Source organism: Bacillus sp. NMCN1 (genome assembly GCF_002998085.1).
Lineage (GTDB): Bacteria > Bacillota > Bacilli > Bacillales > Bacillaceae > Bacillus.
The window spans coordinates 22,448-41,760 of record NZ_PVQL01000006.1 but is presented as its reverse complement, the minus strand read 5'-3'; the positions used below and the strand labels follow the sequence as shown (position 1 = coordinate 41,760).

Sequence of the window (19,313 nt, the reverse complement as noted above, 5' to 3'; positions counted from 1 at the left end):
ACGCATGCTGATTAGCCTTCGTAAACAGATGGTTTTAACACTCCAATATACGGGAGGTTTCGGTAACGTTCAGCGAAATCCAATCCATAGCCGACAACAAATGCATCTGGCACTTCAAATCCAACATAATCTGCTTTGATGTCTGCTTTACGACCGCTTGGTTTATCAAGCAATGTCACAATTTTTATGGAGTTTGCTTTACGGTATCGGAAAAGCTCTACCAGATAGCTCAAAGTTAACCCACTGTCGATGATATCTTCCATAATTAAAATATCTCTTCCTTCAACAGAAGTATCAAGATCCTTAATGATCTTTACTTCTCCTGAAGATACGGTAGATTTTCCGTAGCTAGATACATCCATAAAATCAAGTTCTAAATATGTATCAATGTGTTTGATCAGGTCCGCCATGAATGGAAGAGCCCCTTTCAAAACACCAATAGCCAGGGGAAATTTACCATCATAATCGCTGGTTAATGTTGCACCCAGTTCCTTCACTTTTTGCTGGATCTCTTCTTCTGAGATCAAAATCTTTTCAATATCTTGTTTCATGCTTTTGCTTGCCCCCTACAAATTTTCATGCTGTCTATATTGTAATACAATGAGATCGCTGTTTGTCATATCAATTTCTTCAAAAACGGATTTTTTCAGACCTGGTATCCAGATGATTTGATGATCCGAGTCAGTGACGATCGGCCAGCTGTCTCTTTCTGCAAGAGGCACTTTTTTATCAATAAATATATCCTTCACCTTTTTTGATCCATTCATCCCTTTAAGTTTGATTCGATCACCATTTTTTCGTGAGCGAATGATCAAAGGGAGACGAACATGATCTTTTTGAAGCAAGAAAAAATGGTTTCCGTTCCGTGCATCCTTCGGAACATGATTTGATACCACGATAGACTGCCCATTTGGAAGGAAAAGCTCCTCTCCAAGCTCACCCTTTAAATGAAGAGCATAAGACTGGTCTAGTACAAGCGATCGTTCAAAGGTAAACATACAGTAATCATAAGACTTGACAGCTTGTAAACCTTTTGGCAAATCTAATGATCCAGACGGTTGTTCGGTATGAGATAACCAGTCCAAAGTCCCTAGAATATGCTGATTTGAAAACGCTGATTGAGTGTTTTCATAAAGATAGTTTAATATTAGTTGAATGCCTCTTCTTTGTAAAGGCAAAGGCAGGTCAAGCAAAGGCTTCGTTTTGATCTCAATTTGCTTAGGCGATTGATTCGTTATCACTTGGTTCATTTGTTCCTTTGTTAATGCCTGCAAGTATTGCTCATCCTCAGTCAGCATGTCACTTACAAACTGAAAGCTTTCATGTACATGAGGTACCTCTTCTTTTAACACGGGAAGAATGTGTCTTCTTATCCGGTTCCTCAAGTAGTCATCAGTGTGATTGCTTTGATCAATGACATAGGGAATATGGTCTTTTTCACAAGCTGTTAGCACGTCGTCCTTGGAATATCCAATGAGCGGCCGAATCAGCCATCCATCTTGAAAATGGCGTTTTGCTTGAATACCAGCGAGTCCTATTCCAACAGTCCCTCTCGCAAGCCTCATCATCATTGTTTCCACTTGGTCATCTCCATGATGTGCAAGCGCTATAAATTGAGCGTTGTATTGCTCCATCAATTGACGAAAGAAAGCATATCTGCACTCCCTTGCAGCTGCCTGTTTGTTTAAGCGGTTTTCTTTTGCATATTGGGTGACCTGTATGCGGGCCGATTCAAAAGGAATCCCCTGCTCCTTACAGTAAGCCTCAACAAATGCCAAATCAGCAAAGGATTCTTCTCCTCTGAACATGTGATCTACATGGGCTGCAATCAGCTGATAGGAACCTTTTCGGCGCTTGTTTAGTTCGTGCAGTAAGAGCATGGAATCTGGTCCGCCAGAAACCCCGACAATGACTGTCGTATTTTCAAGGTAAACATCATGTTTTTTCAAAAATGATTCAATTCTATTCACAACTTCCTCCTCACAAAGAGCAGGTAATTTAAAGATATACATATCCTATCACTTTCAGTAGCTCCAAGCAAAGATGAAGCCTGCTTTTTTACAGGTCTATAGCAGGAACAAAACCACATATGCACAGTAAAGAGCAAGTACACTGAATACGATAAGAATAGTTTCAAAAAGCCCGCCTGCTTTTTTACGTACAGGAGTTCTTTTTGCTGCTGCAACTCTCGATCGTGAAGTCACCCGTTGATTTTGTTGAACAGCGGGCTTTTGCCCGTTTTTTTGCCGCTGCTTCTTTTGACTCGTTTTTCTTGAAGCGATCAGCTGTCCTTCTTTCAGCATCGCGCTTTTCATATCCGCCGCTGATTGATATTTACCTTGTAGAGCAGCCTTTAACACCCTTTCATATCGCTTTAATAAAGGATGTCCTTCAATGGCTCTGTAAAGCTGCTCTTTCGGTTCTGCTCCTTTTTTGAATTCTTTCTTATACGCACAGTTCACCATCACCATGCTTAAGGCAAACAGATCATAAGAAGGCTCTGCCTTTCTTGTGCCGAATCCCCAATAGCCTCGATCAAAAAACTCTGTATACTCCTTGATTGCCCTTCCTGCTTTTGTCGTTCCTCCTACATCAATGCACCGGATCGCGGCTGGGGGACCAGACACGATGAGATTATCTGGCTTCAAGTCACCGAAAATCCAGCCTTCTTGATGTAAATGAGCCAGGTTAGATAAAAGCTGAACCATTAAAACGACGATCCACTCATCACCTTTTTGTTTTACAAATTCAAGCAGTAACGGGCCTCTGACATACTCCATCACATAAAAGGAACGCTTTTGATGCATGCCGGGATAAATCGCATCATCCATATCATAAAAAGAAGGCCCCATGGTTTTCACAGGAGCCTTTGAAAAGGATTTTAATACATTGACTTCAGATGCAATGAGCATACTGTCATCACTCACTTTAAGGGCTACTTGACCATTTGGCGATTCAGCTAAATAGACAATACCGTTCGCCCCTTTTCCCAGCTCTTTTACAATGCGGTAATGATGGAGATGCCATTTCCCTTGAATCACCGTGCCTAACGGAATGTTAGAAGCCGAATTCATCATCATGCTCTTCCTTTGCTTCAAGCAGCCCTTTACGCGAACGAACTGATTTGAAATGCTGGAGTGCTTCTCGAAGCGCTGGTCCAGTTGGAGTAATTCCTCCAGTGGTCAGTTTCGGGAAAATAGATGATAACGAATCGAATCGAGGCGTCCAATTCAACACAATTTCAGCATCTGAGTTTTTCCCGGGAAATATACACATCCCAAACTGATTTTCACCAATCCTTGAATTTAAACTAATAGAGAGATCGATGAGTGCTTCTTTGACTGTCGGCAGCTTCGGTTTCATACTTGCACTAGTATCAACAAGCACGAGTACTTGAAGGTGGACCGTCTCTCCTAACTCATCGACTACTTCCATCACTTCCCCACGTTTATCAGGCGGAAGCTCTTCAATTTCAGTGTCTTTGCCAAGTATTTGCTGCAATTCTTTATTCACAACACCTTGTAAGGTTTGTGTCATCGCTTTTTTTGTGACCATTTGTACCGTTTGCGATAACTGCTGGACGTAGACAACCTGATGAATGCCTCCGCCTGCGAGAGCAATCCCCTCGACTTCTTTCATTGCTTCATGATCGTGTCTGTTTTCCTCCATAATGCCAATGACATTGACTGTAATCCCTTGTTCCTTTGCCAATGAGGCAATCGCAAGTGGATCTTCCCCGTGATTTGAGCAGCCATCAGTAATCAATAAGATTTGGTTTACGTGACCTTTTCGCATCTTCATTCCTCCTGGGATCGTAACTGAATGCTTTATATCCCCATCATCGCCAGAAGAAATTCATATTATACGATATTTTAAGAAATCTCTTGTTTCTCAAGATAGAATGTTCCAGTCGGAATGGATGCCCATTTTGGAGTGTTGTGATCGAGCCTGATGACAACCACCGTCATATCGTCGTCAATTTGCCCCGCTCTTGTTCGAATGACCTCTTCCATTAATAAATCAGCAATCTCTTGCGGGTCTTCTGTTTTAAAGCTTTTCATTTTGCGCTTCACCCACAGATCATGATTTTCAATATGCTTTGGTCCTTCAAAAATGCCATCACTCATCATAATCAGCAGATCTCCTGCCTTCATCTGTTCACTCACAACCTCCACTTCAAATTCATCAATGATTCCAATCGGTAAGTTGCTCGCTTGTACCTTCATCACCTGATCACCCCGTTTAATAAAGCTAGGTGTTGAACCAATCTTGAGAAATTTACAGCTCGCATCCTGTAAATCAATAATTGATAAATCTAATGTTGAATAGATTTCATCTGTCGTTCGTAAAGATAAAATACTATTAATGGTTTTGATCGCCACTTTTTCATTAATACCTGACGCCAATATTTTTTCCAACAGCTTAATCGTTTCATTGCTTTCAAAATGAGCCCTTGCTCCATTGCCCATTCCATCGCTAATAGCCGCGGCATATTTACCCGCACCCAGTTCCATCATGCTGTAGCTGTCCCCAGACACTAATCCTCCGCCTTTTGCTGCATGCGCTACGCCTGTAGCCACTCGATATGATTTTGCAGAGCCAAATACAACGTGACAATAGCCTGTTGGGTGCTCTGCACACTGCTCTGCTTTGACTAAAATTTGTTCTTCTAAAATATCTGAGAGCATAGGGGCGATGATTTTTTCACATTCACCATGTCCTTGGCAATATGGGATTCTCATTTCAATATCGACATTCCCCTGCTCCAAGCTATAAATTTCTACTTGCTGAATTTCAATTCCAAAGTGCTGAAGTGCTTCTATCATCTGCTCTTCTTGAATAAAATGCTGTTCTCTTTCTCGTTTTATTTCCCGGGAAAAATCCTCCATCACTTGTGAGACCCCCATCAGCTGTTCGGCTACAAGTCGTCTGCTGTCTTGGACTTTTTTCTTCAGGGTCTGGTTGGCTTTATAGTAAGCGATCTCCTCTTCAATCAATTCCTCGACATGTTTTGATTTTGAGCAGTGCTGACTAAATTTCTTCTTCAATTTCCGGTTATGCTCGTAGGTTTTTTCATCAGATTCATGCATAACTTGTTTCATCAGTTCATAGGTTGTATCAAAGTTCTGCACCCAGCATTTATTTTTCTTATAGCACGTTTGACAGGATCGTTCTGTGATCGTACTTAAAAAAAGATCTACATCCTCTTCCTTTTTCTTTTCTTCAGGAATGGATTCGTAAAATGTCGCAAAACTCTCAGACAGCGCATGAAATACATTAGAAAATTGGTCTACCTTTTTTGCTGTCACATCTCGTACTTTCCGGGCGTATTGCTGCTGTTCCTGTACATGCTCTACTGTACCAGGAATATATTTCGCTACCTTAGAGGTCACTGATTGTGGCGTGAGCAAGAAGAGCGCAACCGCAATAAGTGATTCATACAGCGTGGTCATGAGTCCTGCTGACCCTTCTCCGTACAGGGAAATAAGTAAGGAACCCACAATTAAGCCAATGGCTGCGCCTGCTTTCTTCCCCTCTTTCAGCAATCCCCCTAATAAGCCTGAAAAAGCAAGAAGACTCATCTGATAAAGATTTCCGATGTTAGCGAGACCGAGAATTAATCCTGTCACGACACCCACCGTACAACCAATACTGGCTCCTCCAATAAAGGCAAAGCTCAGCACTACATAACGTGACAAAATATGCTCTGCCTGCATCCCTTGAAATGTGATTCCAGCCAGACCTGTTAAAACTGAGGCAATTAAAATCATAAAGCAAATAATTTCTTCAACCTTTAAGGAGTGTTTGATTTTCCTGACTGTAAATATCGGCAGGCTTTGAAGAAAAATCAGTGTCAAAATGAAGGCAAGTCCTGCTTCGACACCCGCCATGACGTAATCGTAGCTTTGCACAGCACCTTGCTCTAGGTAAACAAATGCTCCTCGGGTGATCAGCATCGACAGCACAATGACAACCGGCAATGTTTTCACTGGATCTTTGATGATGAAAGAAACCACCTTGGACATAAGGAGAAACACGCTCAACGACGCAAACACAAACAATGCGTTTTGAGGTGATATCGTCATGGCTCCAGCGAGTAAAGCGAGACAAGCAAGCATGGCCTTATCTCTTTTGATAAGCAGCATGGAGCCAAAGAAAGGCAGAGCAAACGGCATAATTTCAGATAATATAAAGGCTCGTCCTAATAAAAAACCAAGAACAACATAAATAAATCCTTTATAGAAAAAAAGAGAATGCGTGTGATGAAGAAACAGGTTTTTCATCTTTTTTAACCCTGCACTGATTCTTTCAAACCCCGCTCCTGTTAAATCAGTTCTTCTTTCTAGTTTTTCCATCTTTTCATCCCCCACCTGATATTCGTTGCTTGTCATTATAGCGAAGGTGAAAAAGAAATTTTGTCAAAAGAAGTTGTCGTTTCCATAAAACGTTCGACGCTTTATTCGTCAAAGAGGCATACTTTCATGAAAGTCGATGTCTTTCATCAGAATTTTACGAAGACACAAAAAAACAGCCTTCCTAAAGAAAGCTGTTTCGAAGATGACCCGTACGGGATTCGAACCCGTGTTACCGCCGTGAAAGGGCGGTGTCTTAACCGCTTGACCAACGGGCCTTGCTTTTATGTTCTACTAAAAAGGATAGCGGCGGAGGGGATCGAACCCCCGACCTCACGGGTATGAACCGTACGCTCTAGCCAGCTGAGCTACACCGCCATAATAAAAATGCGCTAAGAAGCACAAGATCTATAATACAAAGGAATCGCTTGTCCGTCAATAGAAAGTTTTAAATTAAATGACGAAGTCTCAAAAAATGTCGTATTGATCAAGAAAAAAAGCACCTGCGGACAGCAGGTGCTTTGTTGTGAAAGATATATAGAAAGCAGCAACAAGTTAACCTCTTCTTGCTCCGCGTCCCCCACGTTTTGATTCCGTGTTACGTTTTAAAGATGTTAAGCGGTCTTCACTATCTTTTAAGAATTTGTTCATTTTTTGCTCAAACGATTCCTTCGGACGGAAATCATTTCTGCTCGGTCTTGATTGTTGTTGAGGACGATCTTTTGCTTTTTTAATGGACAAGCCGATTTTACCGTCTTTTTCAACGTTAATCACTTTCACTTCAACTTGTTCACCGACTTTTAAATGCTCATTAATATCTTTTACATAGTTATCGGCTACCTCGCTGATATGAACGAGACCAGTTGAACCGCCTGGCAACTCCACAAAAGCTCCAAAATTTGTAATGCCCGTAACTTTCCCTTGTAACTTGCTGCCAACTTCAATCGACATAAAAAAAGTGCTCCTCCTTAGACTTATAAAAAAATCTCATTTGTTCAATTATACATAAACTGAATTTTAAGTGTCAACAAGGCTAATCGCTCTTATTGCCGACATCAAAGATTTTTTCGCCTTTTTTGGACATATAATAGTCCCTTCGTGCCAGTTCGAGTACGTATTCCTTGCTTTTCAGCTTCTTAATTTCATCAGAAATATCTTCCTGCTTTGTTTGTAATTGCTTCAATTCTTTTTCGAGCGCAATCTTCTTCTCTTCTTTTTCCTTTAGTGAGGACGATTGCGACCAGAGGGCACTTGTCACCAAGACAGCAAACATAAGCACGATCACACCAAACACGGTAAGCCTTCTAAGGAGTCCACGGCGTTTGCGTTTTAAGCGCTGTGCTTGCTGTTCCATTTGTTTTTGGTAATCATTTTGAATTTGTGCGATATTTCTTTTTCTCTTATTCAAGGTTGAAGGCCTCCTCTCTTACTTTGTCCAGAATTGTTTCCATTTCGTTTTGATGGTATCAGATAATTTCTTGGCCCCTTGTAAAATTCCTGCTCCTTTTGAGAAAAACAGTCTCATTGATGTTCGCCATTTTTCGGGAATCCGATGAATAATGGTCACATTGAGTAACCAGATGAGCGGATAACAAACAATCGAGAGCACCTTCCACACGAGCCGAAACGTAAAATGAACAAGACGTAAGAGCGAGTGGAGCAAGAACATAAGAGCACTTATGATCAATGTCACCAGCCAGCGGATTGGCTGGAAGACGATGGACATGACCAGCCGTTTAAGGACGAGAGCGGTCTGATACACACACATCATCATAAACTTGAGAATGTTCATATACAGCTGTTTCATCAATGCCTGATACATCGAAAAACCTAGTGCAACGGCTAGAAAGATATAAAGCCTGAATTCTCCCTCATTTGTCAGCAGCAAGACATAAAAGAATAAGAGACCCTGTACCAGCCAAAAAAGAAGATCGTGTATGACCAAAAGCCATTTTGCTGTTTTTTCCCGGTTCACAAACAGCTTGTACGTATCAAGCGATGCGCCCAGCCAGATGCCCATCGCTACCATCGAAAGCATCGTATAAAACTGGACTGTCAGCGTCATTTAAACAGCTTGCTAAAAAATCCTTTAGCTTTCTCCCCGTGCTGCTCATCTACATAAATTAAGTCAAAGACACGTCCTTTGATCGACACAACGCCTTTTTCGACGTCTAGGTTTTTCATTTGCAGATTTTCCCCACGGATAGCGAGAATCCCCATGACCGTCTCAAGCAGAAATTCTTCATTATCAAAGCTTTCCACCTGTTTGACACCGGTAATATCTAAATGCTTTCTGTTTCGCATTGTGACATTGTGCTCCGCTTCTGATGACAGGTTCGTGCCTTGAGGTTGATTATAATATTGATTCATTTATACATCCCCCATATCTCATACTTGCATTGTTACTGCATTGTATGTGACAGGAGGATCATTTAGAACAAGCCCTATTCTGCTGTTTTTTCTTCTTTTAGCACAGTATACATGCCAGCGGCTTCTTCTTTTTTCGTCGTGTCCTTTAACTCGTTGACTTGAACCGTCACAAGTTTTTGACCAAAACGGATTTGAAGCTCGTCTCCTTCTTTCACGTCAGAGCTGGCTTTCGCCTGTGTGCCGTTAATGGAAATTCTGCCTTGATCAGCTACTTCTTTTGCCAGTGTCCTTCTTTTAATTAAACGGGACACTTTTAAAAATTTATCTAGTCTCATGTATGCTCACCTCTTTCTATACGTTTGGCATCGTTCCATAGATCGTCCATTTCCTCTAGCGTTAAATCCTCTAATGAACGTCTCATGTCCTTTGCTTTTTGTTCGATATGATGAAAGCGACGCATGAATTTTGTGTTGGCGGAAGCGAGCGCCGTTTCAGGCTCTAGCTGATAGAACCTTCCAATGTTGACGAGAACAAACAAAAGATCCCCAAATTCATCTTTCATCTGCTTCGTTGCACTTTCGTCCGGCTTCTCTGCCACTTCAACGAGAAATTCCTGCTTTTCTTCTTCGTATTTGTTCCAAATATCTTTCACATCTGTCCAATCAAAGCCTACCTTGGCGGCTTTCTTTTGGAGCTTATATGCCTTTGTTAGTGCTGGAAGCGTCGCCGGAATGGATTGCAAAATGGAGGCTGCCCGCTCCGGCTTCTCCTGCTGCTTGATTTTTTCCCAGTTGGCGACCACATCTGCTGCTTCAGAAACAATTGTGTCACCAAACACATGGGGATGTCTACGAATCATTTTTTCTGTGACATGCTGGATGACGTCATCAATTGAGAAAAAGCCGTCATCTTCACCAATTTGAGCGTGAAGTAACACCTGCAGCAGCACATCTCCGAGCTCTTCCACCATATGGTCTGGATCATCTTCATCTATCGCTTCAAGCAGTTCATAGCATTCTTCAATTAAATAGGGTTTAAGTGACTCATTGGTTTGTTTTTGATCCCATGGACAGCCGCCCGGACCTCTTAATGTACGTATAACGTCACGGAAAGTATCAAATTGTTGATAAAGCAGCTGTTCATCTTGAATCGGAGGTACATAAACACTCGTTAAGTTATTTATCGACACATCTCGATCAAGTTCAAATAAAGGAACGGCTGTAATCTGTTCCTGACTGCTTCCAGCCGCAGTCACAATATAGACTTCATAATCGTCAGGAAGCTTTTCCATTAGCGTGAGCTTCACATTAGAAGCTGTCATCTGATCATATACCTGACAAATCAGCACATGCTGGGTTAATTTTAGATCATCCGCTCTCATATCCCCTGCGTCAACAAATTGTAAGCCCTCGATTGGGTCAATCTGCAAGGAGTTAAACGTCGCATCTAGAAAGCTTTGTCCACCAGCAACAGACACCTCAATCCCGCGCTCTTGCTGCTGAGAAACTAATAGCTGGACGGTCTTTTCTGCGACAAATGGGTGGCCTGGTACTGCGTACACAATATCCTTTTCCGCAGCCTCTGCAAATAAAATTTCAGTGATTTCCTGATATACCGAATCAAACTGATCATGCTTTTCATAAATCTCATCAAAAAAGGTCAGCGATGGGACCTCCTGCATCAACTCTGCGGTAAGCGGATGATCCTGCGTTCTCATAAATACTTCCTTCGCCTGCTTCAGCTGCTTGTATACACCGAGCGTTAGCTGATCCATGTCGCCTGCCCCGAGACCGACGACGGTAATCTTACCTGCCATTTTGATTCCCTCTCATCTGTTTAAAATATAAAATCTTTTCTCCTAATGGAATGAGTCTCCATTCCTCGTCCGTAAATACTTCTAGTTTAAGAATACTATATAAAAAGACGAAACCACCAATAAAAACTGACGTCAGGCTCTCTAAAACGGAAAAAGGCCGTTTTTCAAATGGAATGACCCAAGAAAACAGTGCCTGATACCCTATTAAGACAATGGCCATGAAAGCGGCCGATAAAAGAATTTTCACTGGAAACAGCTCTCTCAGCGAAATCCATCCTTTATGCCTCAAATAAACGGCATTGAGCAGAGCTGCAGCGAGAAAACCACATACGGTTGACCATGCGGCACCGTAGATGCCAAATAGCGGGACAAGTGCAAGCGTTAGTATCCATTTCACCAGCACACTGAGAATCACCACAACAGCTGGATACACAGTATGCCCGAGCCCTTGAAGTAAAGCTGCTTGCGTAATCGCAATCGATGTAAATGCGATGGAAATACAGAATATTTGCAGCGCATCGGTACCTAAATCATTACGAAAAAGCATGGTATTGACTGACGCTAGAATACAAATCAGCCCAACTGCTGAACCAATCCCTAAAACCGACGTGGTCTTAAACGATGTACGCACTTTTTGCCTTATCGCGTCATGCTCTCCATTCCTCATGGCCGCCGACAAAAATGGCACAAGGGAGGTTCCGATGCTAATGGCAAACACCGTCCCTAGCTGTAAGAACGGCTGACCTCGGTCATACACACCTTTTGCCGCCTTTGCCTCGGCTTCACTCAGACCCTCACTGCGCAGCAATGCATACAGATGAAAGGCATCAATCATTTGCATCCATAAAATGAGCAATCCGCTGACACAAATCGTGAATGTATACAGCACCAAACTCTTCAGTACAGCCTTTTTCCGAAGTGTCGCCTGTTTGCCTGTCATATTTGCAGCAGACTGTTTTCGGTAAGTCAGCCAAAGCAAAAGAAGCAGTATGAGTGAGGCGGCACTTCCCGCTATGGAGGAGAAGACCGCACCCGCCCCTGTTTCATAAAGCGAATAGCCGTTACTCACGAAATAAAAGGATAAAAAAAGCAGGACGCCTACCCTGATGAGCTGCTCCACCAATTGAGAAACAGCTGTTGGAAGCATCATACCGTCACTCTGAAACACTCCCCTCAGCATTACGGTGAGCGGAAGAAATAAAAACACGAAAGCACTCATTTGGATGAGCAGGATTAGTTGACTGTCCGCCATAAGGCTCGCAATTCTGCCTGCTCCTATGTAAAGACAAAGAAATAAGACCAGGCTCAGTAAAGTGATATAGACCAAGGATACCCTTGTAATGATCCTTCGATTCTCTTCCCCATGCTCACTCAGAAGCTTAGACACCATGACAGGAAACCCTGTGGTGCCGAGCATGATGGCAATGCCAAGGAAGGGATACACTTGCTGATAAATATAAAACCCTGTGTCCCCTACGATGTTTTGAAACGGAACACGATAAACGGCACTTAGTACCTTTGATAACAAGCCTGCGATGGTCAAAATCACCGCACCCTGGAAAAACCAATGCGGAAGATTCACAGCATTTTTCATGGATGACTCCTTTAAAAATAGATCTACAGTTAAACGCACTCATTATATCATACGTGAATGAAAAGCCGTTTCTCTCTAAGGAGTAGACGGCACATTCCTCGTTTTGTTTCATCCCATATAAAAAACGCCGACAAAATCAAATGATTTCATCGGCATTCTTTCGTTTTATCAAAATGATATAGAGTTATTAGACCTAATGTTCCATTTGACGGGCTAAGAAGCCAGCTGCCGTTTCTGCCGCTTTATGCTCCACTTCTCCCATTGAACGCTCTTTAGAAAATAAGACGACGGCGCCAATCGGATCTCCGTTTGCAACAATAGGTGCAATGGTATAAGCAGATACGTCATCATCAATACCATCGACAAGTTGAATTTCTTTTTTGCTTTCTTCTAATACAGAATTACGCTGATCCATTGTTCGTTCAAGTAAATCACTGATGGATTTGTTTAAGTACTCTTTTTTCGAACTACCGGATACAGCAATGTACGTATCTCGATCACAGATCAGGATGGAATGACCCAAACTGTCGAATAATGCATCAGCATATTCCTTCGCAAAGTCTCCTAGCTCACTAATCGGCGAATATTTCTTCAATATCACTTCTCCATCGCGGTCGACGAAAATCTCAAGCGGATCTCCTTCCCGGATGCGCAATGTTCTGCGAATCTCCTTCGGAATAACCACTCTACCTAGATCATCGATGCGGCGTACAATTCCAGTTGCTTTCATTCACTGCTGCCTCTCTTTCGTTAGATGATGTGTTGGGTGAATGGAACAAAAGCGTCCACTTTATGCAACATTCACCACTTGACCCTGAGATTAGTATCTGTCACATCAAACGTAATATACACGAGAGACAAACAAAATTTTATGAAGATGGAATGGTTTCTTTTTTCACATCTTGAAGACCTCGAAGCATATTCAGAACGATCTCAAGCCATTCCTTAGTCTTCTTGCCTTTCGTTTGGACAGAAATAATCAGCTTGCTGCCTTCCATTCCCAAGCCAATATCACGTCCATATTTACTGCCGAGTGCGAATAATTTTTGACCGTCGATTGCACTGCTTGCTTGCTCTTCAAGGGTGAGTCTGACAATGCCTTTCTCCATCTTGATCAGTTCGACACGTTCCTGCACTGCGTATACTTTCATCGTCGCAATCGTGAACAAGTCCGCCACTTCTTGCGGATATTCACCAAATCGGTCGATCATTTCATCTTGAAGCTCTTTTCGCTCTTCGATTGATCCAATCGCTCTGAACTGTTTATACATCTCGATCTTTTGCTTCCCATCTGAAATGTAAGTGTCCGGGATGTAGGCATCGATTTGCAGATCGATTTCCGGCTCGAATTTATCTAGAGCCGTTGTATCGCCTCTTCTTTCTTCAATGGCTTCTTTCAGCATTTGAGAATAGAGGTCGAATCCAACAGAATCAATGAATCCATGCTGCTGTGCACCAAGTAAGTTCCCCGCTCCTCGAATCGTTAAGTCCCGCATCGCAATCTTAAAGCCTGAACCGAGCTCTGTGAATTCTTTTATAGCTTGAAGTCTCTTCTCTGCTACTTCAGACAGAACTTTATCTTTTCGATACGTGAAATAAGCATATGCGACACGATTTGAGCGTCCTACTCGTCCTCTTAGCTGGTACAGCTGAGAAAGCCCCATTTTATCCGCATCGTGGACGATGAGCGTGTTCACATTTGGAATGTCGACTCCCGTTTCAATGATGGTGGTACTGACCAATACATCTGATTCACCTTCAAGGAAATTGATCATCACTGATTCCAGCTCGTTCTCACTCATTTTCCCATGTGCATAGCTGACTTTCGCGTCTGGGACTAGCATGGAGATTTCATCTGCTTTGCGTTCAATATCTTCAACACGGTTGTAAAGAAAATAAACTTGACCGCCGCGTGATAGTTCTCGCTCAATCGCTTCTCTGACTAAAGCGCCATTGTACTCGACCACATAGGTTTGAACAGGGAAACGATTTTCAGGCGGTGTCTCAATAACCGATAAATCCCGTACGCCAAGCATAGACATATGCAGCGTACGCGGAATTGGCGTAGCCGTTAATGTCAGTACATCGATATTGGCTTTCATCTGTTTAATTTTCTCTTTATGTGTCACACCAAAACGCTGCTCTTCGTCAATGATCAACAGACCTAAGTCCTTATAGACAATATCTTTAGAAAGCAAACGGTGTGTGCCGATGACCATATCAATCGTTCCGTTTTTCAGCCCTTTTAACGTTTCGGTTGTTTCTTTTCTCGTACGGAAACGGCTCAGCTGAGCGATTTTGACAGGATAGTCTTGGAATCGGTCCATAATCGTGTCAAAATGCTGCTGCGCTAAGATGGTTGTCGGCACAAGCAGGGCAACCTGTTTTCCGTCAGCAATCGCTTTGAAGGCCGCTCGAATAGCCACTTCTGTTTTTCCATATCCCACATCTCCACAAAGCAGGCGGTCCATTGGACGCTCCCGCTCCATGTCTTGTTTTATTTCGTGAATCGAACGGATTTGATCTTCTGTTTCCTGGTAAGGGAACGCTGATTCAAACTGGCGCTGCATCTCATGATCAGGTGAGAAGGCATACCCCTTGCTTGCCTCACGTTCTGCGTACAGCTTAATGAGATCATCTGCGATGTCCTGTACAGATGATTCCACTTTTTTCTTCACACGTTTCCAATCGCTGCCGCCTAGTTTGTACAGCTTTGGTTCTTTACCTTCTGATCCGACATACTTCTGCACCTGATCAATTTGTTCAACCGGTACATAAAGCTTGTCGCTTCCTTGATAATGAATATTTAAATAATCTTTATGAATGCCGCCGATTTCAAGCGTTTCAATCCCTAAATACTTACCGATCCCGTGGTTAATGTGCACCACATAATCGCCGACTTGAAGCTCTGAATAGCTCTTAATTCGCTCTGCATTGGTCAGCTTTTGCTTACGTGCCTGCTTCTTCACACGTTTCTTGAAGAGCTCGCCTTCTGTGATCACGGCAATTTTCGATAACGGCAGTTCAAAGCCTGTTTGCAGCTCACCTTGTAAAATATATACCTGTCCGCTTACAAGCTCGGCGTCCGGCTTGGCAAGAGCGGCTTCAATGTCATAATCATGCAAGACAGAAGACAGTTTGTCTGTCCGCTCTTCATCCGCACCTAAGAAGACAACCGTGTATTGTTGTTTTTTGTAGCGTTCAATTTCACTCGCAAGCACATTCATCTGCCCGTGGAAATTCTGCATTTGCTTACTAGATACATTGACGATATTTTGCGGATTTGTCTGCTGAACATGTCTCAGGAACAAGGAGTAGTACAGAATAGACCGCGATTGCTGATTGATCAGTTGTTGGAACGGGAAAGAAAGAGATAAATCATGAAGGATATTGCCTTCTTCAAGCAGGCTAATTGTCCAATCAGCTTCTTCCTGTTCAAGCTGTTCTTCCATCTCCTGAATTCTGCTAATTTCATCTAAAATAATAATCGTATCCTGTGATGTGTAATCTAGCAAACTAGCAGGCTTTTCATAGAAATAGGACAGGTACTTCGTCATTTCCTGTGTCACGATACCTTCTAGCAGCCTCTCTCGATCAGCAGAAATATGTTGATGTAGCAGTTCTTTTTGCTGGTCTGAGTTGAATTTCTTTAAGCTCTTCGCAAGTCCTTGATCAAGCTGTTCAATTGCTCTCACTCGTTCAGGACCTCTCACAATCAGCTCTTTTGCGGGACCGATTTTAATCTCTTGAAGTGTTTCTAATGAACGCTGTGTATCTGAATGGAACGTTCGAATCGAGTCTACTTCTGTATCAAACAGCTCAATACGGATCGGATGATCTTCCGTTAACGAATAAATATCAATGATTCCTCCGCGCACACTAAAATCTCCGGGCGCAGCAACCATCGACGTCCGGTCATAACCGATTTGTACAAGTTGTTTTGAAAACGCCTCCAAATCAATTTCTTCACCAAGCTTTAAATGGATCTGACTCTCCTTCCAGAGCTCAACTGGCGGAAGCATTCTACGCACCGCAGCAGCCGGAGTGACGATAATGGGGTTTTCTCCATTCGCCAGCCGGTTTAGAACATCTAGACGCTGCGCTCTGAGCTCAGGGCTTGCAACGGCAATTTCTGAAGCAATGAGTTCATTAACAGGATAAAGAAGGACCGAGCGATCTGACATCACACTGGCAAGATCATCTGTTACCTTCTGTGCTTGATACAAGTTGTGAGTCACAATAAACATCGGCCGCTTAAGTTCGTCTGATATAGCGGCTGTAAATAAAGATCTGACGGAGCCTGATAGTCCGGCGAGCAGCTGTTCTTTTAACCCTTCCTTTAGCCCATTAAAAATGGACTGAAAATCATCACTTTGTTTGATAAATGATTGTATATTTTTCATTTGGCTCCTCCTCCCTGCTTGTTTAAAACAGAAAAACGCTTTGGTCTAATATCTACACCAAAGCTTTTTATTGAATAAAGGTATGATACTGATGGTAATCAGGATTTCTTTCGAGCGCCTCTTGGCAATCCTCACAAATGGTTTGTACATGTAAATCACCATTTTCCCTATAAGAAATCATATCGTTTCTTTCCTCATTTGTTAAGTGATGAAATCCAAGTGCTTCACTTTGAACAGTGGATTCATCTAGACTGCCAACCTTTACACCACAGTGCCGGCAGTAATAATGCAAAGCCATACGTGATCCTCCCATGCTGAGATTTTATGATCAGTATGTGCTTTGCTTATCATTCTTATACCTTCTTGTTAAAATCATTCATCACTTCTAAAAATGGCTTTGTTAAAGCCGCCTCACATGCCTCGACAGACGCCTGGATGGCTGATGCAATGTCAGGCTGTTCCTCTTCAGAAAAGCGTCCTAGCACGTAATCGACGACCTTCATGCCATTTTGAGGACGTCCAATGCCGATACGGAATCGGTCAAACTCAGGTGACCCTAAATGCTGAATCAACGATTTGATTCCATTATGCCCGCCTGCACTTCCTTTTGTACGCAAACGAATCCGGCCAGTTGGCAAATCAAGATCATCATAGATGACTTTCAAATGTTCAAGAGGAATATCATAGTAATCCATTAGCGGACGCACGCATTCTCCTGATAAGTTCATATATGTAAGCGGCTTTACAAGTAGAACCTTTTGCCCTGAAACAAACCCCGTTCCAAATTGTCCATGGAATTTTGATTGATTTAAAGGGATGTCCCATTTTTTCGATAATTCATCTATTGTCATAAACCCGACATTATGTCTTGTTTTTTCATATTCTTTTCCTGGATTACCCAATCCAACGAATGCAATCATGAAACCAATAACCTCCTTTGTCACAAAGCACACGCCTAAAAAATGAGCCAATTGGATTGCCTCATGTAAAAACGTATGAATTCTTTTCATTCTAGCACAAAAGACGCAACCGCGGGAGGGTTACGTCTCTAAATGACCAGTTATTCTCCATCGTTATCCTTTTCTTTAATGGCCTCAGGTTCTTTTGGTTCCTCTTCGCTATCTGGCTCAGGAACCTCTGATTGCTGAGGCGGCAAAATGGATGCAACGACTTCTTCTGGATCGTTATTCACTTGATATGATGACTGAACAGACAAATCAGCGACTGTTAGGACATCATTCACTTCTAAGTTTGTAATATCTGCTTCAATATGCTGCGGGATATCTTTTGGTTTCGCTGTAATCGATAGTTCAAATAGTGGCTGCTGAAGCACACCGCCATCTTTTACCCCTTTAGATTCACCAATCAGCTGGACAGGTACATCTGCTTCAATTTCACGCTGTAAGTCGACCACTTGGAAATCTGCATGGACAAGCTCATTTTTCAGCGGATCTGTTTGTAATTCTGTGACCATCACGGATTTTGTTTCACCGTTCACGTCTAGTGTGATGATTGTATTCTTTCCTTCATCACGTAAGGTCTTTAATAAATCGATGCTGTCTAGTGAAACAGCCAGGTTGTCTGTATTTTTTCCGTATATGACACCAGGAACGTGTCCTGAATGACGGATTTTTTGCAGTGTGGAACGTTTGAAATCAGTTCTTTTATTTGCTTTTAAAGTTGCCATATTCAGCACCATCCTATTTCATTTTTGTCACTACTCTCATAATTACCCATAAGCGAATCATTTTAAACCTATTTGCTGTGAATGATGATAGCAAAAAGACCCTAAGCGGGTGCTAGGGCCTTTTTTGATCAGAAAATTAGCTAAAAAGGTAGCTCACAGATTCTTCTTCATGTACACGGATGATGGCTTCTGCAAGCAAAGGCCCAACTGAAAGCGGAATGATTTTTTCAACTTTCTTGTCATCTGTTAAGTGAATACTGTTTGTCACAACTAATTCTTTTATTTTAGAGTTTGTGATACGTTCTACTGCTGGACCAGACAACACTGGGTGAGTACAGCAAGCATATACTTCAGCCGCTCCATTTTCCACAAGTGCATTTGCAGCAAGTGTAATGGTACCAGCCGTATCAATGATATCATCGATGAGAATCGCCGTTTTGCCTTCAATGTTACCAATGATGTTCATCACTTCAGCAACGTTTGGCTTTGGACGACGTTTGTCGATAATGGCGATTGGCGCTTTCAGACGGTCTGCCATTTTACGCGCACGTGTCACACCACCGTGGTCAGGAGACACAACGACGATATCATTCAAGTTTTTCTGTTCGAAATAGTTTGTTAAGATTGGCACAGCCATTAAGTTATCGATTGGAATATCAAAGAAACCTTGGATTTGCGGCGCATGAAGATCAAGCGCAATGACACGTGTAGCACCTGCTGTCTCAAGCAAGTTCGCAAAAAGCTTCGCAGTGATTGGCTCACGAGGTTTTGCCTTACGATCTTGACGTGCATATCCGTAATAAGGGATCACAATATTGACCGTTTTCGCAGAAGCGCGTTTTAGTGCATCTACCATAATGAGGAGTTCCATAATGTGCTCATTGACTGGCGCACTAGTGGATTGAATGACGTAACAATCACAGCCGCGAATACTTTCTTCAATATTGATTTGGACTTCACCGTCACTAAAGCGTTTAACAGAGCTCTTTCCTACATCAACTCCGATACGATCGGCAATTTCTTTAGCAAGTTCAGGGTTTGAATTCAAAGAGAATATCTTTAAATTCGCATCAGCATAACGATTAGACAT

Annotated in this window: 17 protein-coding genes, 2 tRNA genes and 1 pseudogene; all 20 read right to left on the bottom strand. The window is 42.4% G+C overall.

Features of this window, described 5'->3' with window-relative positions:
• Window positions 1-11: 11 nt before the first annotated feature.
• Entirely contained in the window at window positions 12-551 is a 540-nt protein-coding gene (gene hpt, locus C6W21_RS18650) for a hypoxanthine phosphoribosyltransferase (protein WP_008357399.1), read from the bottom strand.
• Window positions 548-1,970, bottom strand: a pseudogene (gene tilS / locus C6W21_RS18645) (tRNA lysidine(34) synthetase TilS). The gene hpt and the pseudogene tilS overlap by 4 nt, the downstream one beginning before the upstream one ends.
• A 96-nt stretch (window positions 1,971-2,066) precedes the next feature.
• On the bottom strand, window positions 2,067-3,074 hold the full coding sequence (locus tag C6W21_RS18640; protein ID WP_106052301.1) for a protein kinase domain-containing protein: 1,008 nt from the start codon (window positions 3,072-3,074) through the stop codon (window positions 2,067-2,069).
• On the bottom strand, window positions 3,058-3,795 hold the full coding sequence (locus C6W21_RS18635; protein WP_106052271.1) for a vWA domain-containing protein: 738 nt from the start codon (window positions 3,793-3,795) through the stop codon (window positions 3,058-3,060). Before C6W21_RS18635 ends, C6W21_RS18640 begins: the two co-directional genes overlap by 17 nt.
• A 77-nt stretch (window positions 3,796-3,872) precedes the next feature.
• Window positions 3,873-6,356, bottom strand: a complete 2,484-nt coding sequence (gene spoIIE, locus C6W21_RS18630) for a stage II sporulation protein E (RefSeq protein ID WP_106052269.1) — start codon at window positions 6,354-6,356, stop codon at window positions 3,873-3,875.
• Window positions 6,357-6,559: 203 nt separating this feature from the next.
• Window positions 6,560-6,631 (bottom strand) — tRNA-Glu (locus tag C6W21_RS18625).
• A gap of 26 nt (window positions 6,632-6,657) precedes the next feature.
• Window positions 6,658-6,731, bottom strand: a tRNA-Met gene (locus tag C6W21_RS18620).
• 177 nt (window positions 6,732-6,908) lie between these two features.
• Window positions 6,909-7,304 carry a S1 domain-containing RNA-binding protein gene (locus C6W21_RS18615; protein ID WP_008357409.1) on the bottom strand — a complete coding sequence of 132 codons (396 nt, stop codon included), beginning with the start codon at window positions 7,302-7,304 and terminating at the stop codon, window positions 6,909-6,911.
• An 82-nt stretch (window positions 7,305-7,386) separates the two neighbouring features.
• Window positions 7,387-7,761: an FtsB family cell division protein gene (locus C6W21_RS18610; protein ID WP_106052267.1), complete on the bottom strand. Its 375-nt coding sequence runs from the start codon at window positions 7,759-7,761 to the stop codon at window positions 7,387-7,389.
• 18 nt (window positions 7,762-7,779) lie between these two features.
• The gene (gene yabQ, locus C6W21_RS18605; RefSeq protein WP_106052265.1) at window positions 7,780-8,418 is read right to left on the bottom strand and encodes a spore cortex biosynthesis protein YabQ; all 639 of its coding nucleotides are present in this window, start codon (window positions 8,416-8,418) and stop codon (window positions 7,780-7,782) included.
• Window positions 8,415-8,723, bottom strand: a complete 309-nt coding sequence (gene yabP / locus C6W21_RS18600) for a sporulation protein YabP (RefSeq protein WP_106052263.1) — start codon at window positions 8,721-8,723, stop codon at window positions 8,415-8,417. The genes yabQ and yabP overlap by 4 nt, the downstream gene beginning before the upstream one ends.
• A 74-nt stretch (window positions 8,724-8,797) precedes the next feature.
• The gene (locus tag C6W21_RS18595; RefSeq protein WP_008341839.1) at window positions 8,798-9,058 is read right to left on the bottom strand and encodes an RNA-binding S4 domain-containing protein; all 261 of its coding nucleotides are present in this window, start codon (window positions 9,056-9,058) and stop codon (window positions 8,798-8,800) included.
• On the bottom strand, window positions 9,055-10,539 hold the full coding sequence (gene yabN, locus C6W21_RS18590) for a bifunctional methyltransferase/pyrophosphohydrolase YabN (protein ID WP_106052261.1): 1,485 nt from the start codon (window positions 10,537-10,539) through the stop codon (window positions 9,055-9,057). Before yabN ends, C6W21_RS18595 begins: the two co-directional genes overlap by 4 nt.
• Window positions 10,529-12,133: a putative polysaccharide biosynthesis protein gene (locus tag C6W21_RS18585; RefSeq protein WP_106052259.1), complete on the bottom strand. Its 1,605-nt coding sequence runs from the start codon at window positions 12,131-12,133 to the stop codon at window positions 10,529-10,531. Before C6W21_RS18585 ends, yabN begins: the two co-directional genes overlap by 11 nt.
• Before the next feature lie 193 nt (window positions 12,134-12,326).
• The gene (spoVT, locus tag C6W21_RS18580; RefSeq protein ID WP_003217990.1) at window positions 12,327-12,863 is read right to left on the bottom strand and encodes a stage V sporulation protein T; all 537 of its coding nucleotides are present in this window, start codon (window positions 12,861-12,863) and stop codon (window positions 12,327-12,329) included.
• 139 nt (window positions 12,864-13,002) lie between these two features.
• Entirely contained in the window at window positions 13,003-16,536 is a 3,534-nt protein-coding gene (gene mfd / locus C6W21_RS18575; RefSeq protein ID WP_106052257.1) for a transcription-repair coupling factor, read from the bottom strand.
• A gap of 67 nt (window positions 16,537-16,603) precedes the next feature.
• Window positions 16,604-16,834 (bottom strand): anti-sigma-F factor Fin, encoded by a 231-nt coding sequence (gene fin, locus C6W21_RS18570; protein ID WP_106052255.1) that lies wholly within the window; start codon window positions 16,832-16,834, stop codon window positions 16,604-16,606.
• A 55-nt stretch (window positions 16,835-16,889) separates the two neighbouring features.
• On the bottom strand, window positions 16,890-17,456 hold the full coding sequence (gene pth / locus C6W21_RS18565) for an aminoacyl-tRNA hydrolase (RefSeq protein ID WP_012008658.1): 567 nt from the start codon (window positions 17,454-17,456) through the stop codon (window positions 16,890-16,892).
• A 140-nt stretch (window positions 17,457-17,596) separates the two neighbouring features.
• The gene (locus C6W21_RS18560; protein ID WP_060595355.1) at window positions 17,597-18,223 is read right to left on the bottom strand and encodes a 50S ribosomal protein L25/general stress protein Ctc; all 627 of its coding nucleotides are present in this window, start codon (window positions 18,221-18,223) and stop codon (window positions 17,597-17,599) included.
• A 136-nt stretch (window positions 18,224-18,359) separates the two neighbouring features.
• Window positions 18,360-19,313, bottom strand: a complete 954-nt coding sequence (locus C6W21_RS18555; RefSeq protein ID WP_106052253.1) for a ribose-phosphate diphosphokinase — start codon at window positions 19,311-19,313, stop codon at window positions 18,360-18,362.